22 protein-coding genes are annotated in these 21,602 nt (G+C 73.3%); 10 read left to right on the top strand and 12 right to left on the bottom strand.

The window, feature by feature from the left end; translation table 11 throughout:
• Nucleotides 1-185: 185 nt before the first annotated feature.
• The gene (locus HF577_RS29115) at nt 186-641 is read right to left on the bottom strand and encodes a nitroreductase/quinone reductase family protein (protein ID WP_211175008.1); all 456 of its coding nucleotides are present in this window, start codon (nt 639-641) and stop codon (nt 186-188) included.
• A 50-nt stretch (nt 642-691) separates the two neighbouring features.
• Here HF577_RS29115 and HF577_RS29120 point away from each other — a divergent pair, with 50 nt between their 5' ends.
• Nucleotides 692-1,171: a MarR family transcriptional regulator gene (locus HF577_RS29120; RefSeq protein WP_169399185.1), complete on the top strand. Its 480-nt coding sequence runs from the start codon at nt 692-694 to the stop codon at nt 1,169-1,171.
• On the opposite strand, the gene HF577_RS29125 is transcribed toward HF577_RS29120, so the two are convergent.
• Both HF577_RS29125 and HF577_RS29130 read right to left on the bottom strand, forming a co-directional pair.
• Nucleotides 1,156-1,614: a TIGR03618 family F420-dependent PPOX class oxidoreductase gene (locus HF577_RS29125; protein WP_169399186.1), complete on the bottom strand. Its 459-nt coding sequence runs from the start codon at nt 1,612-1,614 to the stop codon at nt 1,156-1,158. The two genes, HF577_RS29120 and HF577_RS29125, sit on opposite strands and share 16 nt — an antisense overlap.
• 29 nt (nt 1,615-1,643) lie before the next feature.
• Entirely contained in the window at nt 1,644-2,057 is a 414-nt protein-coding gene (locus HF577_RS29130) for a nucleoside phosphorylase-I family protein (RefSeq protein WP_169399187.1), read from the bottom strand.
• Between the two features lie 159 nt (nt 2,058-2,216).
• On the opposite strand from HF577_RS29130, the gene HF577_RS29135 reads away from it, so the two are divergent.
• Nucleotides 2,217-3,113 carry an isocitrate lyase/PEP mutase family protein gene (locus tag HF577_RS29135; protein ID WP_312859443.1) on the top strand — a complete coding sequence of 299 codons (897 nt, stop codon included), beginning with the start codon at nt 2,217-2,219 and terminating at the stop codon, nt 3,111-3,113.
• Between the two features lie 127 nt (nt 3,114-3,240).
• A complete protein-coding gene (locus HF577_RS29140; protein WP_169399189.1) occupies nt 3,241-4,353 on the top strand; it encodes a D-alanine--D-alanine ligase family protein in 1,113 nt (370 codons plus the stop codon).
• Between the two features lie 4 nt (nt 4,354-4,357).
• Here HF577_RS29140 and HF577_RS29145 read toward each other — a convergent pair whose 3' ends face one another.
• From HF577_RS29145 to HF577_RS29160, 4 genes are read right to left on the bottom strand one after another with little or no spacing between them, the layout of a single operon-like run.
• Nucleotides 4,358-5,620 (bottom strand): Nramp family divalent metal transporter, encoded by a 1,263-nt coding sequence (locus HF577_RS29145; RefSeq protein WP_169399190.1) that lies wholly within the window; start codon nt 5,618-5,620, stop codon nt 4,358-4,360.
• Entirely contained in the window at nt 5,617-6,291 is a 675-nt protein-coding gene (locus tag HF577_RS29150) for a metal-dependent transcriptional regulator (protein WP_169399191.1), read from the bottom strand. The genes HF577_RS29145 and HF577_RS29150 overlap by 4 nt, the downstream gene beginning before the upstream one ends.
• A gap of 34 nt (nt 6,292-6,325) precedes the next feature.
• Entirely contained in the window at nt 6,326-6,898 is a 573-nt protein-coding gene (locus tag HF577_RS29155) for a DUF3515 domain-containing protein (RefSeq protein WP_169399192.1), read from the bottom strand.
• Nucleotides 6,899-6,900: 2 nt separating this feature from the next.
• Nucleotides 6,901-7,140 carry an Lrp/AsnC ligand binding domain-containing protein gene (locus tag HF577_RS29160; protein ID WP_169399193.1) on the bottom strand — a complete coding sequence of 80 codons (240 nt, stop codon included), beginning with the start codon at nt 7,138-7,140 and terminating at the stop codon, nt 6,901-6,903.
• Between the two features lie 75 nt (nt 7,141-7,215).
• On the opposite strand from HF577_RS29160, the gene HF577_RS29165 reads away from it, so the two are divergent.
• The 3 genes from HF577_RS29165 (at nt 7,216) to HF577_RS29175 (ending at nt 10,586) form a co-directional block, all read left to right on the top strand.
• Complete coding sequence (locus tag HF577_RS29165; protein ID WP_312859444.1) at nt 7,216-8,205, top strand: thiamine-phosphate kinase; 990 nt, start codon at nt 7,216-7,218, stop codon at nt 8,203-8,205.
• Between the two features lie 104 nt (nt 8,206-8,309).
• Nucleotides 8,310-8,915, top strand: a complete 606-nt coding sequence (locus HF577_RS29170) for a TetR/AcrR family transcriptional regulator (protein WP_169399194.1) — start codon at nt 8,310-8,312, stop codon at nt 8,913-8,915.
• A 15-nt stretch (nt 8,916-8,930) separates the two neighbouring features.
• Nucleotides 8,931-10,586 (top strand): acyl-CoA dehydrogenase family protein, encoded by a 1,656-nt coding sequence (locus HF577_RS29175; protein ID WP_169399195.1) that lies wholly within the window; start codon nt 8,931-8,933, stop codon nt 10,584-10,586.
• 6 nt (nt 10,587-10,592) lie between these two features.
• On the opposite strand, the gene HF577_RS29180 is transcribed toward HF577_RS29175, so the two are convergent.
• The 5 genes from HF577_RS29180 to HF577_RS29200 all read right to left on the bottom strand — a co-directional run bounded on the left by HF577_RS29180 (nt 10,593) and on the right by HF577_RS29200 (nt 17,021).
• A complete protein-coding gene (locus tag HF577_RS29180; protein WP_169399196.1) occupies nt 10,593-12,278 on the bottom strand; it encodes an L-lactate permease in 1,686 nt (561 codons plus the stop codon).
• A gap of 82 nt (nt 12,279-12,360) precedes the next feature.
• A complete protein-coding gene (locus HF577_RS29185) occupies nt 12,361-12,939 on the bottom strand; it encodes a DinB family protein (protein ID WP_169399197.1) in 579 nt (192 codons plus the stop codon).
• Between the two features lie 44 nt (nt 12,940-12,983).
• Nucleotides 12,984-14,342 carry a (Fe-S)-binding protein gene (locus tag HF577_RS29190; RefSeq protein ID WP_169399198.1) on the bottom strand — a complete coding sequence of 453 codons (1,359 nt, stop codon included), beginning with the start codon at nt 14,340-14,342 and terminating at the stop codon, nt 12,984-12,986.
• Nucleotides 14,339-15,523, bottom strand: a complete 1,185-nt coding sequence (locus HF577_RS29195; RefSeq protein WP_169399199.1) for an FAD-binding oxidoreductase — start codon at nt 15,521-15,523, stop codon at nt 14,339-14,341. Before HF577_RS29195 ends, HF577_RS29190 begins: the two co-directional genes overlap by 4 nt.
• 43 nt (nt 15,524-15,566) lie before the next feature.
• Complete coding sequence (locus HF577_RS29200; RefSeq protein ID WP_312859445.1) at nt 15,567-17,021, bottom strand: FAD-linked oxidase C-terminal domain-containing protein; 1,455 nt, start codon at nt 17,019-17,021, stop codon at nt 15,567-15,569.
• A 252-nt stretch (nt 17,022-17,273) separates the two neighbouring features.
• On the opposite strand from HF577_RS29200, the gene HF577_RS39440 reads away from it, so the two are divergent.
• The 4 genes from HF577_RS39440 (at nt 17,274) to HF577_RS29215 (ending at nt 21,499) form a co-directional block, all read left to right on the top strand.
• Complete coding sequence (locus tag HF577_RS39440; RefSeq protein WP_281359897.1) at nt 17,274-17,405, top strand: hypothetical protein; 132 nt, start codon at nt 17,274-17,276, stop codon at nt 17,403-17,405.
• A 114-nt stretch (nt 17,406-17,519) separates the two neighbouring features.
• The gene (locus HF577_RS29205; protein ID WP_169399200.1) at nt 17,520-19,676 is read left to right on the top strand and encodes a malate synthase G; all 2,157 of its coding nucleotides are present in this window, start codon (nt 17,520-17,522) and stop codon (nt 19,674-19,676) included.
• A gap of 72 nt (nt 19,677-19,748) precedes the next feature.
• Nucleotides 19,749-20,954: an MFS transporter gene (locus HF577_RS29210; RefSeq protein ID WP_169399201.1), complete on the top strand. Its 1,206-nt coding sequence runs from the start codon at nt 19,749-19,751 to the stop codon at nt 20,952-20,954.
• A gap of 23 nt (nt 20,955-20,977) precedes the next feature.
• A complete protein-coding gene (locus HF577_RS29215; protein WP_211175014.1) occupies nt 20,978-21,499 on the top strand; it encodes a GNAT family N-acetyltransferase in 522 nt (173 codons plus the stop codon).
• The last annotated feature ends 103 nt before the right edge of the window (nt 21,500-21,602 follow it).

A 21,602-nucleotide genomic window follows, 5' to 3' on the forward strand; every position in this document is an offset into this window, starting at 1 on the left:
GCGCACTCGGCCCCCGCAACAACCTGCTCACCGTCAATCCTTCCGCCGAGTCGTACCCAGACATACCCGCGAGTCGCCCGTTCCCGCCCCGCGAGTCGCCCGTTTCGCGTCGGCGAGTCGCCCGTTTCGCGTCGGCGAGTCGCCCGTTTCGCGTCGGCGAGTCGCCCGGTCCACGGCGTGGCGGGTCAGGGGCGTGCGGACGCGTCGCGGACCTCGAAGACGGCCACGCGCTCGGCCGCCGCGGCGAACTGGTCGGGGTCGGCCCGGTCGACCAGCCCGATGCGGACGAAGAAGTCCACGCCGTGCGGCACCTCGGTGGGGAAGGCGCGCATGACCGCGCGGCGGAGGTCGGGGTCGGCCACCTCCCGCAGCGTGACGCCGCGGCGCCGCCTGCCGCGCACGAGCTCGCCGCGGCCGGCTGCCCTCGCGTTGCGCGCCCAGTCGGACTGTGGCAGTCCGGCCACGACGTACCGGTGCCCGTCCACGGTGAGCGGCGAGACGGGCGTGGTCCGGGACTGTCCCGTGCGGCGGCCGGGGACGGTCAGGAGGTGGATGGTGCCGAGTGGCAGCCCGATCCGGTGCAACGTCCGCACGATGCGGTTGGCCACCGGGAGCCACGACGGCAGCTGCTGTGTCTGCACGGAAATCCCTTCGATCGTCGAAGTAATGGGGCCAGGGTAAACTCCTTCGAGTGTCGAAGCAATCTGCTGTCGAGCGGGCTGCCCGTGCCGCCGAGCAGTTCGGCAGCGCGGCCGACGCCGTGGACGCGGCCGCGGCCGACCTGTTCGGCGTCAACCGCACCGACCTGCGCATCCTCGGCGCGGTGGTGGAGCGTCCGCTCACCGCCGGGCAGGTGGCCGAGGCCGTCGGGCTGAGCCCGGCCGCAGCCACCACGGCGATCCAGCGGCTCGTGGCTCGGGGCCACCTCACCCGGGACCCCGACCCCGACGACCGCCGGCGCGCCGTCGTGGAGCTGACGCCGTCGGCCCGGGAGCAGGCGATGCGGATCTACGAGCCCGTCGGTGCCGCGGGCGTGCATGAGCTGCAGCGCCGGACGGTGGCCGAGCTCGAGGTGATCGCCGACTTCCTCGAGCGCGGCCGGGCGCTGCAGCTCGAGCAGGCCGAGCGGATCCGGGGAATGGCCCGGGAGTCGGGTCAGGCGTTGCCGTAGACGCGCTGCGGCTCGATCAACACCGCCACCCGGCGCTCCTCGCGCATCACACGGTCGTAGGCGTCCCAGTCGTCATGGGTGCCGCCCGCGCCGGCGAACACGGCCCGCAGCAGCAGCCGCAAGCCCTCGGCATCGATTCCGTCGGCCGGGTCGTCGGGACCGATCAGCTCGCTGGTGCCGTCGACGCCCGCCCACTGCCAGCCGGCCCGCCACAACACCGACGTCGCCGGTCGTGCGCGCAGGTTGCGCAGCTTGACCGGGCCGTAGGTGACGTAGCCGACGACGGGGCGTCCCGTGATCGGATGGTCGAGCACCCCCGCGTTGACCAGCGAGGAGTGTGGTGTGCCATCGGCCCGCACGACGCTCACGCTCGCGAGCCCGCTCTCCCGGGGCACGATGCGGTGGACGGGGGCGAGGTCGGGTGCGACGTCGGGTCCAGCCATGGGCCCAGTCTGGCACCCCGCGGGCTCCGTCACCCGAGCCTGCGCACGCCTCCGCTGGTGCTGAGGAACACGCCGCGCAGTGCCATCCCGGCCTGCTCGCAGGTGAGCGCCAGTGCCGCAGCCCACTCGCGGTCGGCCGGGAGCACCGTGTCGACGCCGACACGTTCGAACGTGAGGATCACCGAGCCCGGGCCCAGATCGGTGTCCAGCTCCCCGCGCAGCCCGGCCAGGATCCGGGAGAGACCCTCGAGCGGGCCGTCCTGCGGGCGTCGGGGCATGTCGGCGATGGGCAAGACGACCGGCGCCTGCCGGCCGTCCCCGTCGACGAACATCAGCCAGAGCTGCCGGACGGCGGCGGCCGCCCCGACCAGGTCGGTGACGCGCTGCAGCACGTCGGCGTCGGTGAGCAGGAGCGGGGCGTCCGCGGCGTTCGGGATCGACATGCCCACGAGGGTGGGCGACCGGCTCCCTCCGGCGGGGCCGTTTCGTCGAACCTGTGGACAACTCCGGGGCACCGGGGGGCACGCTGCGTGGGCGACTCGCGGGCACGGAACGGGCGACTCGCGGGTATGTCTGGGTACGACTCGGCGGAAGGATTGACGGTGAGCAGGTTGTTGCGGGGGCCGAGTGCGCCCCGTGCCCGGCTGCGGGAGCTGCTGGAGGACGGCTCGGGCCCGGTGCTCGCGCCGGGCGCGTACGACGGTCTCTCGGCCCGGCTCGTGGAGCAGGCCGGGTTCGACGTCGTCTACATGACCGGTTTCGGCACCACGGCCTCCCTCATCGGACGGCCCGACGTGGGGTTGCTCTCCGGAGCCGAGATGGTCGACAACGCCCGGCGGATCGTCGCCGCGGTGGACCTCCCGGTCATCGCGGACGCCGACACCGGCTACGGCAACGCGATCAACGTGGTGCGCACGGTGCAGGCCTACGAGCAGGCCGGGGTGGCCGGCATCCACCTCGAGGACCAGGTGACGCCGAAGAAGTGCGGCCACATGAGCGGCAAGGCGGTGATCCCCGCCGGGGAGATGGCCGGGAAGATCCGCGCCGCCGTCGCCGCCCGTCGCGACCCCGATCTGGTGCTCATCGCCCGCACCGACGCCGCGGCCGTCGAGGGCCTGGACGCCGCGATCGCCCGGGCCGGGGCGTACGCCGAGGCGGGGGCCGATCTGCTGTTCGTCGAGGCTCCGACCAGCGAGGACGACATCGCGCGGGTGGCGCGCGTGCTCGCGGGCGTGGCTCCGCTGGTGTTCAACTGGGCCGAGGGCGGCAGGACCCCGCCGCTGCCGCTGCAGCGGATCGGCGAGCTCGGGTTCGCGCTCGTGCTGTACCCGATCGGGACCCTGCTGGCCGCGACGGCCGGGATCCGAGCCCTGCTGGCGACGCTCAAGGCGGACGGCACCCCGGCGGCGGCGCTGCCGGGGCTGCCGGCGTTCGGCGAGTTCACCGACCTCATCGGTCTGCCCGAGATCGGCGACCTCGAGCAGCGCTTCGGCTCCTGACCGCGGCGGGGCGGATCGGGCCGGCAGCCCGCCGGCACGGGACCCCCGGACGGCGGGTGAACCTGCCGCCCGGCTCGCGGGAGCCCCCGTCTGCCCGGTGGAGCCACTCCGCCTACTCTCGGGCGCCATGAGCCGGGACAAGGTGCGGGTGGCCGTGGTGTTCGGTGGCCGCAGCAGCGAGCACGCGATCTCCTGCATCTCCGCTGGGTCGGTGCTCTCCCACCTCGACCGGGAGCGCTTCGAGGTCGTGCCGGTGGGCATCACCACCACCGGAGCCTGGGTGCTCGGCACCGACGACCCACGTGAGCTGGCGTTGTCCGGCCGCGCGCTGCCCTCGGTCGACGAGTCCCGCACGGCGCTGGCCCTGCCCGGCGACCCGACGCGCGGCGGGCTCGTGGTCCTCGACCCCGACCGGGCGGGGGAGGTCTTCTCCGGCGTCGACGTGGTGTTCCCGGTGCTGCACGGGCCGTTCGGGGAGGACGGCACCATCCAGGGGCTGCTGGAGATGGCGGGCGTCCCTTACGTCGGAGCCGGGGTGCTCGCGAGCGCGGCCGCGATGGACAAGGAGTTCGCCAAGAAGCTGCTGGCGGCCGACGGTCTGCCCGTCGGCGACCTCGTGGTGCTCCGTCCGGGCACCGCCACGCTCACCCCCGAGCAGCGCGACCGGCTGGGGCTCCCGGTGTTCGTGAAGCCCGCGCGGGCGGGGTCGTCCGTGGGCATCACCCGCGTCACCGACTGGGCCGCACTCGACGACGCGATCGCGCTGGCGCGCGAGCACGACCCGAAGGTGCTGGTGGAGGCCGCGGTGGTGGGCCGCGAGGTGGAGGTCGCCGTCCTGGAGTTCCCGGACGGGACGGTCCGGGCGAGCGTGCCCGCCGAGATCCGCATCGTGGGCACGGGCGCCGACGGCAGCGCGCCGGAGTTCTACGACTTCGAGGCCAAGTACCTCGACGACGTCTGCGAGTTCGACATCCCCGCCAAGCTGGGCGACGCGGAGTCCGAACGGCTCCGCGAGATGGCGGTGGCCGCGTTCCGGGCGCTCGACGGCCAGGGTCTGGCCCGCGTCGACTTCTTCGTGGGCCCGAGCGGGGAGCTGACCGTCAACGAGGTCAACACGATACCCGGCTTCACCCCGATCTCGATGTTCCCGCGCGCCTGGTCGGTGACGGGGATCGACTACCCGACGCTGCTCACCACCCTCGTGGAGACGGCCGTCGCCCGAGGCACCGGCCTGCGCTGACCCCTCAGCCCCCGGTCACCGTCCGGTAGATCAGGAAGGCGTTGAGCCCGATGATCACCGTCGCGGCCAGGCCGGCCACCACGGTGGTGATCCGCCGGTTGACCAGCTCGGCCATCACGTCCCGGCGGCGGGTGAGCAGCACCAGCGGTACCAGCGCGAACGGGATGCCGAACGACAGCACCACCTGGGAGAGCACGAGCGCCCGGGTGGGGTCCCAGCCGACACCCAGCACGACGAGCGCCGGGGTGATGGTGAGGAGCCTGCGCAGCAGCAGCGGGATCCGGCGGCGGATGAACCCCTGCATCACCACCTGCCCCGCGTAGGTGCCGACCCCGGACGACGCGAAGCCCGACGCGAGCAGGGCCAGCGCGAACGCGAACGCCGCCGGCTGGTCGAGCACCCGGGCCAGGCCGGCGTGGACGCCTTCCAGGGTGTCGGTGGCGGGCACGTCGGAGCCGAAGAACAGCGCCGCGGAGATCAGCAGCATGGACGCGTTGATCAGCCCGGCCAGCCCCATCCCGACGAGGACGTCGAGCTGCTGGTAGCGCAGCAGGAACCGGCGGTCGCTCACGGAGGTGGCGGGGATGCGGGTGTTCGTGAGCGCGGAGTGCAGGTAGATGACGTGGGGCATCACGGTGGCGCCGAGGATGCCGGTGGCCAGCAGGAGGCTGTCGGTGCCCTCGAAGCGGGGGACGAGCCCGGCGACGGCGTCGCCCGTGTCGATGCCGATGCGCAGCACGGTGCTGAGGAACCCGAGCAGGATCACGGCGAACAACCCGGCGATGGCCAGCTCGAACGGGCGGTAGCCCTTGCCCTGCAGGGCCAGCAGAGCGAACGCGACGATCCCGGTGATCACCCCGCCGGTGAGCAGCGGGATGCCGAACAGCAGGTGCAGCGCGATCGCCCCGCCGATCACCTCGGCGAGGTCGGTGGCGATGGCCACGAGCTCGGCCTGCACCCACATCACGCGGGTGACCGGGCGGGGGAACCGTTCCCGGCACATCTCCGGCAGGTTGCGCCCGGTGGCCAGCCCGAGCTTGGCGGAGAGCGTCTGGATGAGCATCGCCAGCAGGTTCGCGCCGACGATCACCCACAGCAGCAGGTAACCGAACTCGGCGCCGGCCGAGAAGTTGGTGGCGAAGTTGCCGGGGTCGACGTAGGCGATCGCGGCGACGATGGCCGGACCGAAGAACGCGAGCCTGCCCCGCAGGCCGCCCCGGGCCCTGAGCTCGTCGACGGTGGGCGCGGCGCCCTTCGTGGCCGTCACGAGGCGTCCCCGCCGACGACGTGGCCGTGCACCAGGTGCGTGAGCGGCTCGCCGAGGGGGTGGCGCTCGTCGCCGACCCGCACCCAGCGCGGACCGCCGAAGGGGGCCTGCTCCTCGACCGTGACCACGACGCCGGGGAGCACCCCGAGGTCGCCGAGGTAGCGCAGCGCCGCGCTGTCGCGGTCCGAGACGCGCTCCACGCGGAACCGGCGGCCGGGCGGCACGGCGGCCAGCGCCTCGCCCCAGTCCTCCTCGTGCGGCCCGTCGCGCGGCGGGATGGGGTCGCCGTGCGGGTCGTGGGTGGGATGGCCCAGCGCGGCGTCGATGCGCTCCTCGAGCCGCTCGGACAGCGCGTGCTCCAGCAGTTCGGCCTCGGCGTGCACCTCGTCCCACGGCACGTCGAGCATGCGCGCGAGGAAGGTCTCCAGCAGCCGGTGGCGGCGCACCACGCGCAGCGCGGCGCGTTCCCCGGTGGGGGTGAGCTGCAGCAACCGGTGGTCCGGTCGCGTGAGGAGCTCGCCGTCCTCCAGCCGTTTGACCATGGCGGAGACCGACGGGGAGGACACGCCCAGCTCGTGGGCCAGCAGGCTGGCGGTGACCGGTTCCGCGCGGTGGGCGAGGTTGAAGATCGTCTTCAGGTAGTCCTCGGTGGCGCGCGACATAGTCACCATGACGACTGATGTTAGACGCGGCTAACAGCTCCGGCTAGCGCACTTTGACAGGTACCGCCGGCAGGGCTCCCCGGACCACGTCGGACACCTGCTGCAGCGGTCCGCTGCCGGAGTCGACCGGCTCGGTGACCACCACGTACACCGGGCGGTCCACGGTGACGTAGCTGACCACCTGCGGGTTGGGCGCATCGTCGGAGAGCTGGAGCCACTGCACCCCGTTGATCTCCAGGAGGGCCGAGGTGGGGGTCAGCTCGACGGGCCGCGGAAGCCCGCAGCGGAGCACGACCGGCTGAGGGGCGGCCACCCAGGCCCGCACCCCGGGCGGCGCGGGCTCGGCCAGCGGACGCGTCGGCAGGGCGTCACCCGGGTCGCCCAGCTCGGCGGGGAGCGCGGCGAGAACCTTGCCGCAGTCCGGGCCGGTGGCGTCCGGGGCGTCCACGGGGACGACCGCCAGCGGGCCGGTCGCCGGCGGGGGCGGCGCGGGCTCGCCGAGCCCGCGGACCCGCGCTGTGATGGATATCGCGGCCACCACCACGGCGAGCAGCAGCGGCAACGCGATCGCGATGACGACCGGGGTGGAGGGCCGGGAGCGAACTGACGGAGGCATGGTCAGGAGGAGAGGTGGACCACCGGACAGGTGAGGGTCCGCGTGATGCCTCCGACGCCCTGGACCTGGGCAACTACGAGTTGACCAAGTAGGTCGACGTCCTCGGCTTCCGCGCGGACGATGACGTCGTAGGGGCCCGTCACGTCCTCCGCGGAGACCACGCCGGTGATGCCGGAGATCTCCGCAGCCACGGCTGCGGCCTTGCCGACCTCCGTCTGCACCAGGATGTAAGCCTGCACCACGGCGTGCCCCTTCCACATCGGTCGAGCTCTCCGGGGTAGGAAAGTCGGAAGCCGAACGTACCGGAGGTGGCCACTGTGCCGACATCGTTCCCGCCCCCCATCGGCGACGCCGAGGCGGAGAACACACTCGCGGGCATCGGCGAGTTCGGTCTGATCAGCCGGATGACCACCGGACGCGTGCAGCCCGCGGGCACGCTGCTCGGGCCGGGCGACGACGCGGCGGTGGTGGCCGCACCCGACGGGCGGGTGGTCGCGTGCACCGACGTCCTGGTCGAGGGCGTGCACTTCCGGCTCGACTGGTCGGCTCCCGACCAGGTCGGACGCAAGGCCGCGGCGGCGAACCTGGCGGACGTCGCGGCGATGGGCGCGGTGCCGACGGCGCTGCTCGTCGGGCTCGCGTGCCGCAAGGACACGGCCGTCGAGACGCTGACGGGCCTGGTCGACGGGTTGTGGGCGGAGGCCGAGCTCGCAGGCGTCGGGGTGGTCGGCGGTGACGTGGCGTCGTCTCCGACGCTGGTGCTCTCCGTCACAGCGCTCGGATCGCTGGAGGGCCGGGAGCCGGTGACGCGCGCGGGAGCGCGTCCGGGTGAGGTGCTGGCGCTGTGCGGGCGGGTCGGCTGGTCGGCGGCGGGCCTCGCCGTGCTGGCGCGCGGGTTCCGGTCGCCCGCGGCCGTGGTGGGCGCGCACCGGGTGCCCGAGCCGCCGTATGCGGCCGGACCGCAGGCGGCGCTGGCCGGCGCCACCTCCATGATCGACATCTCGGACGGCCTGATCGCCGACCTCGGGCACGTCGCGCGGGCGTCCGGGGTGCTGCTCGATGTGCGCAGCCGCGCCTTCGACATGCCCGCCCGGCTGGTCGACGTCGGTGCCGCGCTCGGTGTCGACCCGCTGCACTGGCTGCTCACCGGGGGTGAGGACCACGCGCTCGCGGCCACGTTCCCCGGTCCGGAGGTCCCCGACGGCTGGACCACCATCGGTGCGGTCCGGCGGGGCGAGCCCGCGGTGCTGGTGGACGGCAGGCTCTACGACGGCGGCCCCGGCGGCTGGGACCACTTCGCCCGCTGAGGCAGCCCGCTCCGGGTGATCGTCGGCACGTTCCCGGCACATCTCCGGCCGTCCGGTGCTAGTTTTTCACAGTCAGCACTGACGGTGAAAGGTGGCAAACGCTCATGACGTCTCGGGACGACCAGCGCGCCGCCACCTACCGTCGGATCGTCGACGTGGCGGTCGAGTCGCTCATCGAGGAGGGTTTCGCCGCCACGACCACGGTGGAGGTGCAGCGTCGGGCCGGCCTGAGCCGGGGCGCGCTCCTGCACCACTTCCCGACGAGGGAGCAGCTCTTCACCGCGGCGGTCCACCGGCTGGTGCAGGTCAACCTCGAAGCCATGTGGGCGGAGCTGGCGGCGGCCCCGGCCGGGGCCGATCCGGTCACCCGCGGCATGTGGGTGCTCCGCCGCGCGAGCAGGCGCCCGTCCTTCGGCGCGGAGCTCGAGCTGTGGGGCGCCGCGCGCACCGACCACCGCCTGCGGGAGGCCCTGCGGGCCGCCGAACGCGGAGCCCGCAAGGAGCTCTACGCCGTGATCGACGGGGTGTTCGGCCCGGAGATCGTCGCCGCCCCCTCCTACCCCCTCGTGGTGGAGCTGACCGTCCAGCTGATGCGCGGCCTGACGATCAGCGCCGCGCTGCACGAGCGCGTCAAGGAGGACGAGCCGCTGATCGACCGGTGGGCGCAGGTCGTCCGGTCGGTGCTGGCTGCCGCCTCACCGCCGTCCTGACTCAGGAGATGCCGAATGTCCGCTACACACGATGTGTTCAACCAGGTTCCCCCGCTGGGCGACGTCGACACCGCGGCCGATCCCGCGCTGCTCGAGGCGCTGCACCGGGAGGGTGCGGGCTGGGCGGAGGCCGACGTGCACGCGGCGGGCCTGCTGGCCGGCAGCGAGCAGGCCCGCGAGTGGGCCCGGCTGGCCGACGGGCACTCGCCCGTGCTGCGCACCCACGACCGTGTCGGACACCGGATCGACGAGGTCGAGTTCCACCCGGCGTGGCACGAGCTCATCGGCACCGCGGTCCGGCTGGGCCTGACCGCCGCACCGTGGCGGGACGACCGGCCCGGCGCGCACGTCGCGCACGCCGCCGCCACCTATGCCTGGAGCCAGGTGGAGGCCGGGCACATGTGCCCGATCGGGATGACCTACGCGGTGGTGCCGAGCCTGCGCCAGGCTCCCGAGCTGGCAGCCGCCTACGAGCCGTTGCTGGCCGCCCGGGAGTACGAACCGGGGTCGCGGCCCCCGCTGGGCAAGCCGGGGTTGCTCGCCGGGATGTCGATGACCGAGAAGCAGGGCGGCTCGGACGTGCGGGCCAACACCACCCGCGCGGTCCGCTCCGCGGACGGCAGCTACCGGTTGACCGGCCACAAGTGGTTCACCTCGGCGCCCATGTGCGACGTGTTCCTGGTGCTCGCCCAGGCGCCCGGCGGCCTGTCCTGCTTCCTGCTGCCCCGGGTCCTGCCCGACGGCACCCACAACCGGATGCATCTGCAGCGGCTCAAGGACAAGCTCGGGAACCGGTCGAACGCCTCGGCCGAGCTCGAGTACGACGACGCCGCGGCGTGGCTGATCGCCGAGGAGGGCGACGGCCTGCGGGTGATCATGGAGATGGTTAACCTCTCGCGCCTGGCCGTCACCATCTGGAGCGCTGCCGGGATGCGGGCGGCCACGGTGGCGGCCGTCCACCACGCCACGCACCGCCAGGCGTTCGGCGCCTACCTGCGCGACCAGCCGCTGATGCGCAACGTGCTGGCCGATCTGGCACTGGAGAGCGAGGCCGCCGTCGCGCTGGCGATGCGCCTCGCGGGCGCCACCGACCGCGCCGTCCGTGGGGACCGCACCGAAGCGGCGTTCCGGCGGCTGGCCGGCGCCGTCGGCAAGTACTGGATCTGCAAGCGGACGTCCATCCACGCCGCCGAGGCGCTCGAGTGCCTCGGCGGCAACGGGTACGTCGAGGACTCCGGCATGCCGCGCCTGTACCGCGAGGCGCCGCTCAACTCCGTGTGGGAGGGCTCGGGCAACGTCGCCGCGCTCGACGTGCTGAGGGTGCTGCGCCGGGAGCCGGAGGCGGCAGTGGCGTTCCTCGGTGAGCTCGACGACGCGGTGGGCGCCGACCGCCGCTACGACTCGGCCGTCGCCCGCCTGCGCACCGACCTGGCTGCGGTGGCGGCGGCCGACCCGCGGGACCCGGGCGTCCAGTTCGGGGCCCGGCGCCTGGTCGAGCAGATGGCACTCGCGGTGCAGGCGTCGCTGCTCATCCGGCACGGGCACCCCGCGGTCGCCGACGGCTTCTGTGCCTCCCGCCTCGACGCCGACCGGGGTCAGGTGCTCGGCACCCTCCCGGCCGGCCTCGACGTCGGAACCGTCATCGAACGCGCTCAGCTCAAGAGCGCGTAGCGGCGGCTACGGCAGCATCCAGCCCAGCACCGGGGTGGCCTGCAGCGCGATGAGCACCGACAGCACCACGAGCATCCCGAGGCTCCAGCCGATCACCTTGCGCAGCAGCACGCCTTCCTGGCCCTCGAGCTTCACGGCGGCCGCGGCGATCGTGAGGTTCTGCGGCGAGAGCATCTTGCCGAGCACGCCTCCCGAGGAGTTGGCCCCGGCCAGCAGCTCGGGAGGCAGTCCGGCGCCCTGGGCCGCGGTGACCTGCAGGGCCCCGAACAGCGCGTTGGCCGAGGTGTCGGACCCCGTCACGGCCACGCCGAGCCAGCCGAGCACCGGCGACAGGAACACCAGCGCTCCACCGGCACCGGCCACGAACAGACCGATCGAGGTGGTCTGCGCCGAGGCGTTCATGACGTAGGCCAGCGCCAGCACCGAGGCCACCGTGAGAATCGCCCACTTCAGGTCGACCACGGTGCGTCCCCAGGTGGCGAGCGCACGCCGGGCCCCCACCCCCAGGACCGCGGCCACGATGACCCCGGCGATCACCATCAGGGTGCCGGCCGAGGACAGCCAGGTCAGCGAGAACATCGTGGTGCTGTGCGGCTTGCCGTCGATACCGACCACGTCGAGGAACGGCCACGTGAACGCGATCTTCAACGAGTCGATCAGCGGCTTGAGCCCGGGGAGCTGGGCCAGCGCGAAGACCACCACGATGATCACGTAGGGCGCGTAGGCCTTGCGCACCTCGGTGGGGGAGTCGGGCTTCGCCGACGTGCCCGGACCGCCCGCCGCGGCCAGCGTCGACTGCCGGGCCGCCCACACCGCCTGCGGGCGGATCCGCGCCAGCGCGAACACGACGATCGCACCCAGCAACGACGCGACGATGTCGGTGAGCTCGACGGAGAAGAAGTTCGACGTCAGGAACTGTCCGATGGCGAACACCACGCCACACGCCACGGCAGGCACCCAGGCCTCCCGCACGCCGCGCCTGCCGTCGACGATGAACACCAGCACCAGCGGGACGAACAGCGCGAGCAGCGGCGTCTGCCGTCCGACCATGGACGCCACCTGGTCCAGCGGCAGGCCGGTGACGCGGGCGAGCGTGATCACCGGCACGCCCATCGCCCCGAACGCGACGGGAGCGGTGTTGGCCACCAGCGCGACCACGGCGGCCTTGAGCGGCTTGAACCCGAGCGCCACGAGCATCACCGACGTGATCGCGACCGGCGCCCCGAACCCGGCGAGGGCCTCCAGCAGCCCGCCGAAGCAGAACGCCACCAGGATCGCCTGCGTGCGCTGGTCGATCGACAACGCCCCGAAGCTGCGACGCAGCACGTCGAAGTGCCCGGTGGCCACGGTCATGTTGAACACCCAGAGGGCGTTGACCACGATCCACAGGATGGGGAAGAGCCCGTACACGGCCCCGTGTGCGGCGGCCGACAGGGCCATGCCCACCGGCATCGCGAAGCCGATGATCGCCACCACCAGCGCCGCGGCCAGGCCGGCCAACGCAGCCCACTGTGCCTTGACCCGCAGCACACCCAGCAGCACCAGCACGACGGCCAGCGGCACCACGGAGACGAGCGCGGAGAGCCCGAGCGAACCGCCGACGGCCTCGGGATCTTGTTGGTAGAAGGCCAGCACGGCGTCCGGTGGTCGGGGTACAGCGGAGGGAATCAGCAGATCAACGGTGGCCCACATGGTCGCGCAGTGTGGGGTGTCGTTCCTGGTCCGGCACGGTGAGCTAGCCCATTCGGCGTAACCGCGTTGGTCTAACTGTCCGTTACATCCTTTTGGCCCGGAAAAGGTCGCGCAGCAGCAGGATCTCCGCCCCGTGGTGGATCGCCTCGCGGTGGATGTGCAGCACGAGCGCGGCCATCGGGTGCTCGGCGAACGGACCCTCCGCCGGCCCGACGGCCCGGGCGAGCCCGTCGGCGTCCAGCCCGCGCACACCCGTGACCCACGCGTCGTGCGTCTCGTCGAGCTGGCGCAGCGCCTCCTCGGCGGTGCCCGCGTAGGCGAAGTCGTCGTAGCCGACCGCCGGGCCACCGAAGTGGGACGCGGCGCGCGCCCCGAACACCCCGACGATGATGTGCCCCAGCCGCCACGCGATGGTGGTGAACGGGGGCGGCTCGGGCGGGGGGAACGCGAAGTCGATGGTGAACTCCCCGCTCCCGGCCTGCACCGGCGCGCCGGAGGTGCCCCGCGGGCGCACGCTCCACGACGACGAGCTCTCCTGGGACCCCGCAGCGGGCTCCCAGAAGTACTCCTCGTCGGTGAGACCGTCGAGCTTGGGACGCACGAGGCCCTGCCAGTGCCACTCGAGCTGGTCGACGAGCTGCGTGGTCCAGTCGATGCCCATGGCGCAGACCGTAGGGCCCCACCCCGACGAATCCGGCAGGACGGTCAGCTGCGCGGCACCGGGACCCCTCGGATCGACGCGTCCAGCAGCTGCATCGGGTGCAGCAGCGGGATCGGGCCGCCGTCCGCCGCGCCGTCGGTGGTCCCGAGGTGCTTGCCGATCTGCAGCAGGCAGCCGGGGTTCGCGGTGACGATCACGTCGGGTGCCACGGACCGGACGTTGGCCGCCTTGCGGGCCCCGAGCTCGGCCGCGGCGTCCGGCATCACCATGTTGTAGATCCCGGCGGAGCCGCAGCACAGCTCGGCCTCCGGCAGGTCCACCAGCTGCAGGTCCGGGATCGACCGCAGCACCGCACGCGGCTGGGCGCGCACCTTCTGGGCGTGCCCGAGGTGGCAGGCGTCGTGGTAGGCCACCCGGCCGCGGAACGGGTGGCGCGGCGCCCGTGGCCCGAGGTCGGCGAGCACCTCGTGCACGTCGCGCACGCGGGCGCTGAACGCCGCGGCCCGCTCGGCCCACTCCGGGTCGTCGGAGAGCAGGTGGCCGTACTCCTTCATCGACGAACCGCAGCCCGCGACGTTGGTGACCACGTGGTCCACGTCGAGCTTCTCGAAGACCGCGATCTCCCGCCTGGCCCGGACGAGCGCGCTCTCCTCCCGGCCGGAGTGCAGCTCCAGCGCGCCGCAGCACTGCTGCTCGGCGGGGACCAGCACGTCACAGCCCTCGGCCGCGAGCACGCGGACGGTGGCCTCGTTGACGCGGTGGAAGAACACGTCCTGCACGCAGCCCGAGAGCAGCGCGACCCGCGCCCGCCGCTCGCCGACGGCAGGGGTGTAGGTGGGCAGCCGGGCGAACGCCTCGCGCACCGACACCGGCGGCAGCAGCGACTCCATCGCGGCGAGCCTGCCGGGGAGCTTCTCCGCGAGCTTCGCGACGGCCGGCACCCGCCGCAGCCGCTGGTAGAACGCCCCGGGCAGGGCTGCTGCGCGCAGGCGCCGCTTGTACGGGAACAACGCGAAGATCGCGTTGCGGAACAGCCGGTCCGACGGCGTCCGCTCGACGTTGCGCTCGATCTGCGGTCGCACCGACTCCAGGAGCCGGTCGTACTGCACGCCCGAGGGGCAGGCGGTCACGCACGCCATGCAGCCGAGGCACTGGTCGATGTGCTCGGTGAACGGCCCCTCCAGCCCGATCTCGCCCTTCTGCGCGAGGTCCATCAGGTAGATCCGGCCGCGCGGAGAGTCCATCTCCTCGCCCCAGAGCTGGTAGGTGGGGCAGGTGGGCAGGCAGAAGCCGCAGTGCACGCAGTCGTCGAGCAGTTCGCGCTCCGGCGGGCGGCGGTCGTCGTAGGCGGACGGCCCGGTCTGCGGGAGATTGGTGTCGGCGGAGCCGGCGGGGGTCGTCATCGGGAACCTTCCGCATCGTGTGGGGTCACGAGCCACGGGGCGAAGCGGCCGGGGCCGAACCGTCCCAACGGGTCGAACTCGTTCTTCACGGCCTTCAGTACGGCGAGCGCGGACGGCGGGGGTCCCCACGCCGGGACGTCCGACCCGGGCGGGCGGGTCCGCAGCACGGACGTGCCTCCCGCCGCGTGGACGAGAGCGTGGGCGTCGGCGACGGCCTCCGGATCCAGTGCGACGGTGGCGACGCCGGTGCCGAGGCCCGCGGTGACGGTGTCGGCCCGCAGGTCGGTGATCAGCCCGGGCAGCAGGCTCGGCTTGGCCCCGATCCGCAGGACCGCGAGCCCGGGCGCGCCCCGCACCAGCGCGGCGTGCCGCGCCCACGGGTCGGCCCCCGAGTCCGCCCCCGAGTCCGGCCCTGCGTCCGGTCCGGTGTCCGAGGCGTCCCTGGCGCCGGACCCGAGCACCTCGCGCAGCCGCTGCAGCCTGCCCGACACCGCGTCCGCGGTGCCGTCGATGCGCACGATCAGCTGCCCGTGGCCGTCGTCGGAGATCCACTCCAGCGCCGCGGGTTCGTACTGTCCGCCGAGCAGGCTCGCCGCGTGCTCGCGCGCCTCGTCGAGCGAGCAGTCGACCACCAGCGTGGCCGAGCGCTTCGGGACGGGGTGCAGCCGCAGCACCACCTCGACGAGCACGCCGAGCGTGCCGTAGGAACCGTGCAGCAGCTTCGCCAGGTCGTACCCGGCCACGTTCTTGATCACGTGCCCGCCGCTGCGGGACACCGTGCCGTCGGCGAGCACCATGGTGACCCCGATCACCAGGTCGCGCAGCGAGCCGAAGACCAGCGCGGCCGGGCCGGCGTCGGCCGTGGCGACCAGACCGCCGACCGTGGCCCCGTCGGCGACGCGCGCGGCGTCGAACGACACGTGCTGGCCGTGGGACGCCAGCTCCTCGGCGAGCGTGCGCAACGGGGTGCCCGCGAGCACGGACACCGTCATGTCCCCGGGGTTGTGGGTGAGCACACCGGTCAGCGCGGTGGTGTCGAGGACCGCGTCCACGGGGCCGAGCGGGCCGGCCCAGTCCGCGGCCGTGCCGCTGCCGGTGATCGACACGGTGCCTGCCGTGTCCAGCAGTGCATCGCGGACGGACCGCAGGTCATCCGGCCGCAGCGTCGTCGACGTCGTCACGGTCCCTCCTCGTGGGTGGTGGCTGGTGGTGGTGGTTGCGCGGTCACAGGCGCTCGATCACGCCCGCCTCCTCCAGCGGGTGCGGCTTGTACTTCCCGGGGCGTTCCCCGCACAGCCGGGGCGTGGGCAGCACCTTGCCCGGGTTGCAGATGCCCTGCGGGTCGAAGGCCGAACGCACCCGCGCCATGACGGCGAGGTCGTCGCGGGAGAACATCTTCGGCATCGAGCACGCCTTGTCGGTGCCGATGCCATGCTCGCCCGACAGCGAGCCGCCCAGCTCCACGCACAGCTCGGCGATCTGCCCCGACAGCTTCTCGGCGCGCTCGGTCTCCCCGGCGGCGGCGCTGTAGAGCACCAGCGGGTGCAGGTTGCCGTCACCGGCGTGGAACACGTTGGCCACCCGGATCCCGGCGTCGGCGCCCATATCGGCGATCCGGCCGAGAACCTCGGCGAGCCGCGTGCGCGGCACCACCCCGTCCTGGACGAAGTAGTCGGGGGAGATCCGGCCGACGGCGGCGAACGCCGCCTTGCGCCCGCGCCAGATCGCGGCCCGCTCCTCCGGAGAGCCCGCGATGTGCAGCCGGGTGCAGCCGTGGCGGTCGCAGATCTCCTTGACCTGCTCGAACTGGACGTCGCACTCCTCGACCGGGCCGTCCAGCTCGACGACGAGCGCGGCGGGCACGCCGACCGTGTATCCGGCGTGGACGGCCTCCTCCGCTGCCTCGATGGCGAGCGTGTCCATCATCTCGACGGCGGCGGGCACGATCCCCGCGGCCACGATGTCGGAGACGACGTCGCCCGCGGCGGCGACGGACGGGAAGTCGGCGAGCAGCGTGCGCACCGACTCCGGTGTGCGCAGCAGCCGTACCACGATCTTCGTGGTGATCCCGAGCGTGCCCTCCGAGCCGAGGAACACCCCGCGCAGGTCGGGCCCGGCCTGCTCGCCGGTGTCGGTGCCCAGCGTGACGACCGAGCCGTCGGGGAGCACGACCTCGAAGGACAGCACGTGGTTGGTGGTGAACCCGTACTTCAGACAGTGGGCGCCGCCGGAGTTCTCCGCGACGTTGCCGCCGATCGTGCAGACCTGCTGGCTGGACGGGTCGGGGGCGTAGTACAGCCCGTGCGGCGCGGCGGCCGCGGTGATCTCCAGGTTGGTGACGCCCGGCTCGACGACGGCGCGCCGGTTCACCGGGTCGACCTCGAGCACCCGCTTGAGCCGGGCGAGGCTGATCACCACGCCGTCGGCGACCGGGAGCGCGCCGCCTGAGAGCCCGGTGCCCGCGCCTCGGGCGACGAAGGGCACCCGGTGCTCCGCGCAGACCCGCACCGCCGCAGCCACCTGGGCCGCATCACGGGGCAGCAGCACCAGTTCGGGCACCACCCGGTAGCCGGTGAGGCCGTCGCACTCGTATGCCCGGCACTTCACCGGATTGCTGATCACGTCGGCCGGGTCGAGCACCCGCTCGAACGCCTGCCGCACTCCGCCGTCCAGAGCCACTGGTCGCCCTTTCGGTCACATGCGTCGATGCCCGGACGAGACTACGACGACCTGGGGAAGATCGTCGGTCTTGCGACCGGGATCTCCCTGCTCACGGCGCCGGGGGTAGGGGCCGTTCGGGTGATCTGGGTGGCCGCGTACGGTACGACCCGGTTCTGCGCGGGGTGCGCACGCGATCACCGCGCGGCGTCGTCATCCTGGCAAGACCGTCCGTCATTCGAGCGGTGTCTAGGCCTCAGGAGGCTGGAAGCGTTGGGTCCACGTCGGCAGTTGCAGCTGGGTCTCGTCGTTGCCGCGGCACTGGCACTGCTGCTCGCACTGACCGGCGCGGTCGGTCCCGCTGCTGCCGCTCCCGTTCCCCCGGCCGCAGTGGTGTCTCCCTGATACTTCCGCAATGCGGAATCCGCAGTCCGTCTGGTAGAAGAATGTTCCAGGACGGGGCGAGCCGGGGTATGCCTGTCGTGACCCCGGGCCCGACGACGAGCGGATGGTGGAGACGTGACGGATCTGCAGGTGGACCCCGCGCTGCGGGCGTTCGTGGCCGACGAGCTGCTGCCCGGCCTGGACCTCGAGCCCGAGTGGTTCTGGTCCACCTGCGCGGCACTCCACGAGCGGTTCGCCGGCCGGACCGAGGAGCTGCTCGCTCGGCGTGACGAGCTGCAGGAGCAGATCGACGGCTGGCACCGGGAGCACGGTGCGGGCGACGTCGAGGCCCTGGAGACGTTCCTCACCGAGATCGGCTACCTGGTCCCGTCGGAGTCGCCGCAGGTGCAGGTGTCCCGGGTCGACGCCGAGATCGCCGAGATCGCCGGCCCGCAGCTGGTGGTCCCCTCCACCGTGCCGCGGTACGCGCTGAACGCCGCCAACGCCCGGTGGGGCTCGCTCTTCGACGCCCTCTACGGCACCGACGTCCTCCCGCTGGACCACGAGCTCGAGCCCGGCTACGACGAGCGCCGGGGCGCCCAGGTGATCGCCGAGGCCGACACGCTGCTCGACGAGCTCTTCCCGCTGGCCACCGGCAGCCACGCCGACGCCACCGCGTACCGGGTGCGCGACGGCGCGCTCGTCGTCGAGACGAAGGACGGCGACGTCGGCCTCGCCGATCCCGGCCAGTTCGCCGGGCACCGGGCCGGCTCCGACGGCGGGAGGGACGACGACGGGCACCCGGACGCCGTGCATGCGGTCCTGCTGCAGCGCAACGGATTGCACGTCGAGCTCACGATCGACGCCGAGCACCGCGTCGGCCGCCAGCACCACGCCGATGTGGCCGACGTCGCGCTCGAGTCGGCCGTCACCACGATCGTCGACTTCGAGGACTCGGTGGCCACCGTCGACGGCCCGGACAAGGCCGCCGCGTACCGCACCTGGCTCGGCCTGATGACCGGCGCGCTGACCGCGACGTTCGAGAAGGGCGGCCAGACCGTCGAGCGCAAGGTCAACGGCGACCGCCACTACACCGCTCCCGATGGCTCCGAGCTCGCAGTGCCTGGCCGTTCGCTGCTGCTCGTGCGCAACGTCGGGCACCACATGCGCACCGACGCCGTCCGCACCGCCGGCGGCGACCCGATCGGCGAGGGCGTGCTCGACGCGCTGGTCTCCGCCACGGCGGCGCTGCACGACCTGCGCGGGCTCGGGCGGTTCTCCAACTCCCGCGCCGGGAGCGTCTACATCGTGAAGCCGAAGCAGCACGGGCCCGACGAGGTGGCGCTCACGGTGGAGCTGTTCGCCGCGATCGAGGAGGCGCTCGGCCTGGAGCCGGCCACCCTCAAGATCGGGATCATGGACGAGGAGAAGCGCGCGTCGCTCAACCTCGAAGCCTGCATCGCGCAGGCACCTGACCGCACGATCTTCGTGAACACCGGGTTCCTCGACCGCACCGGCGACGAGATCCACACCGACTTCGAGGCCGGCCCGGTGGTGCGCAAGAACGACATGAAGAGCACCCCGTGGCTGATCGCCTACGAGGACCGCAACGTCGACGTCGCGCTGCGCGCGGGGTTCCGGGGCCAGGCCCAGGTCGGCAAGGGCATGTGGGCCAAGCCGGCCGCGATGCGGGAGATGCTCGACACGAAGGGCGCGCAGCCGGAGGCCGGCGCGAACACCGCGTGGGTGCCGTCGCCGACGGCCGCCACGCTGCACGCGCTGCACTACCTGCGCACCGACGTCGCCGCCCGCCAGCGCGAGCTCGCCGGGCGGGAGACCGACCGGCGCGAGCTCCTGAAGGTGCCGCTGCTGACCGGCGAGCTCACCGACGAGGAGAAGCGTCACGAGCTGGAGACCAACGCCCAGTCCATCCTCGGCTACGTCGTGCGCTGGGTGGGGCTGGGCATCGGCTGCTCGACCGTGCCCGACCTCGAGGGAGTCGGGCTCATGGAGGACCGGGCCACGCTGCGGATCTCCAGCCAGCTCATCGCCAACTGGCTGCACCACGGCCTGACCGACGAGGCGCAGGTGCGCGAGACGTTCGCCCGCATGGCCGCACTGGTCGACGAGCAGAACGCCAACGAGCCCGGCTACGAACCGATGGCCAAGGACCTGGACAACAGCCCGTCGTTCCAGGCGGCCCTCGACCTCGTGTTCACCGGCCGCTCGGAGCCCAACGGCTACACCGAGCGGGCGCTCACCACCTGGCGGCAGAAGGCCAAGGCCGGCTGATCCGCGTCCCGGCACGGGTAGGAGTACGGGAGTACTCCCACCCGCGCACGAGCACGACCGAAGGGACGCAGCGTGCTGCGGGCATGGGTGCGGGTGGCGGCTGCGCTGTTCGTGATCGGCTACGGGGCCAACCAGTTCAGCCCGTTGATGGTGCTGTACCGCGAACAGGGCCACTACTCGGCCGTCACGGTCGCGGCGTTCTTCGCCGTCTACGCCGCGGGGCTCGCCCCCGGGCTGCTGCTCGGCGGTCCCGCCTCGGACATGTGGGGACGCCGCAAGCTCCTGCTGCCCGCGCTGGTCGTGTCGGTGCCGGCGAGCGCCGTGCTCGCCCTCGGCGGCGTGCCCGTGGTGTCGGAGGGAGCGCTCTACGTCGGACGGTTCCTGTTCGGGGTGGTCACCGGCGTGGCCATGGCCGTCGGCACGTCGTGGGTGAAGGAGCTCTCGCAGGCGCCGTGGGACCCGGCCGCCGACGCCGGGGCGGGTGCGCGCCGGGCGGCGCTGGCCCTCTCGGCGGGCTTCGGCGGGGGGCCGCTCGTGGCCGGGGTGCTGGCCCAGTGGGCGCCGCTGCCGATGGAGCTGCCGTACGTGGTCCACACCGTGATCACGGTGGTGGTGATCGGCGCGCTGCTGCGCGTCCCCGAGACGCGCGTCGTGGCCGCAATGCGGCGGCACGGCCTCCGCGGGTCGCTCCGGGTGCCCTTGCCCGCCCGGTTCCGACGGGTCGTGGCGCCCATGGCGCCGTGGGTGTTCGGCGGCCCGGCCATCTCCTTCGCCGTGCAGCCTGCCGCGCTGGAACACGAGGTCGCGGGACTCGGCCTGATCTACGCCACCGTGCTCACCTCCCTCACCCTGGCGACCGGGGTGGCGGTGCAGCCGTGGGCGCGCCGGCTCGACCGGCGTTCCCCCGTGCTCGCCGCCAGGGCGGGGCTCGCCGCGACGGTCGTCGGCATCCTGGTCGCCGCGGGCGCCGTGGCGCTCAACTCCCCGTGGCTCGCCGTCCCGGCTGCGGCGGTACTGGGAGCGGCCTACGGCCTGTGCCTGGTGGCGGGCCTGCTCGAGGTGCAGCGCATGGCCGCCCCCGAGCACCTCGGCGGACTCACCGCCGTCTACTACACGCTCACCTACGTGGGGTTCCTGATCCCGGTGGTGCTGGCGGCCCTGACCCCGCTGGCCGGCTACCCCGTGCTGCTGCTCGGGCCCGCCGCGCTCGCGCTGCTCAGCCTTGCCGTGGTGGCGCGCAGGGGACGGCAGCCCGTGCCGCAGCCCGGCCCCGTCTAGGTCGCGGGGGCGCGACGTAACCTCTGGCCGTGCTCCGGCTGCGCCACCTGCCCATCGACCACCCCGACGCCCTCTCGCTGGTTGCCGGGCTGCAGCAGGAGTACCGAGTGCGGTACGGCGACGAGGATTCCACCCCGCTCGATCCCCGGGAGTTCGACGCCCCGGACGGCTGGTTCGTGGTCGGTTACGTGGCCGGGGAGCCGGTCGCCTGCGGTGGCTGGCGCGCCCGTGACGACCGGGACGACCCGGCACTGCGTGCGGGCGACGCCGAGATCAAGCGGATGTTCGTCGCCACGGAGCATCGGGGGCGGGGGTACGCCCGTGCCGTGCTCGCCGAGCTGGAGCGCACGGCCGCCGCGGCCGGGCGGCGCCGCGCGGTGCTGGAGAGCGGCACCGCGCAGCCCGAGGCGATGGCCCTCTACCCCAGCGCGGGGTACGAGCCGGTGCCGTCGTTCGGGCACTACCGCGACTCCCCGAACAGCCGGTTCTTCGCCAAGCCCCTTCGCGGGCCGGGTGGACCGACGGCGGCCTCCGCCGCCCAGTGAGACGGCACGCCCCGACCCACCGCGCACCGAGGACGGGCGACTCGCGGGCGGATATCGGGCGACTCGCGCGCTCGGACCGGGCGACTCGCGGGCGGATTCGTGG

It is taken from the genome of Pseudonocardia xinjiangensis (assembly GCF_012911925.1).
Taxonomy (GTDB): Bacteria; Actinomycetota; Actinomycetes; order Mycobacteriales; family Pseudonocardiaceae; genus Pseudonocardia; species Pseudonocardia xinjiangensis.

What these genes read in the sequence shown, in the direction of transcription:
- HF577_RS29170 (WP_169399194.1), top strand. Translation starts at nt 8,310, where the DNA reads ATGACGTCTCGGGACGACCAGCGCGCCGCCACCTACCGTCGGATCGTC.
- HF577_RS29155 (WP_169399192.1), bottom strand. Translation starts at nt 6,898, where the DNA reads ATGCCTCCGTCAGTTCGCTCCCGGCCCTCCACCCCGGTCGTCATCGCG.
- HF577_RS29150 (WP_169399191.1), bottom strand. Translation starts at nt 6,291, where the DNA reads ATGGTGACTATGTCGCGCGCCACCGAGGACTACCTGAAGACGATCTTC.
- HF577_RS29125 (WP_169399186.1), bottom strand. Translation starts at nt 1,614, where the DNA reads ATGGCTGGACCCGACGTCGCACCCGACCTCGCCCCCGTCCACCGCATC.
- HF577_RS29130 (WP_169399187.1), bottom strand. Translation starts at nt 2,057, where the DNA reads ATGTCGATCCCGAACGCCGCGGACGCCCCGCTCCTGCTCACCGACGCC.
- HF577_RS29185 (WP_169399197.1), bottom strand. Translation starts at nt 12,939, where the DNA reads ATGGGCATCGACTGGACCACGCAGCTCGTCGACCAGCTCGAGTGGCAC.
- HF577_RS29140 (WP_169399189.1), top strand. Translation starts at nt 3,241, where the DNA reads ATGAGCCGGGACAAGGTGCGGGTGGCCGTGGTGTTCGGTGGCCGCAGC.
- HF577_RS29190 (WP_169399198.1), bottom strand. Translation starts at nt 14,342, where the DNA reads ATGACGACCCCCGCCGGCTCCGCCGACACCAATCTCCCGCAGACCGGG.
- HF577_RS29175 (WP_169399195.1), top strand. Translation starts at nt 8,931, where the DNA reads ATGTCCGCTACACACGATGTGTTCAACCAGGTTCCCCCGCTGGGCGAC.
- HF577_RS29180 (WP_169399196.1), bottom strand. Translation starts at nt 12,278, where the DNA reads ATGTGGGCCACCGTTGATCTGCTGATTCCCTCCGCTGTACCCCGACCA.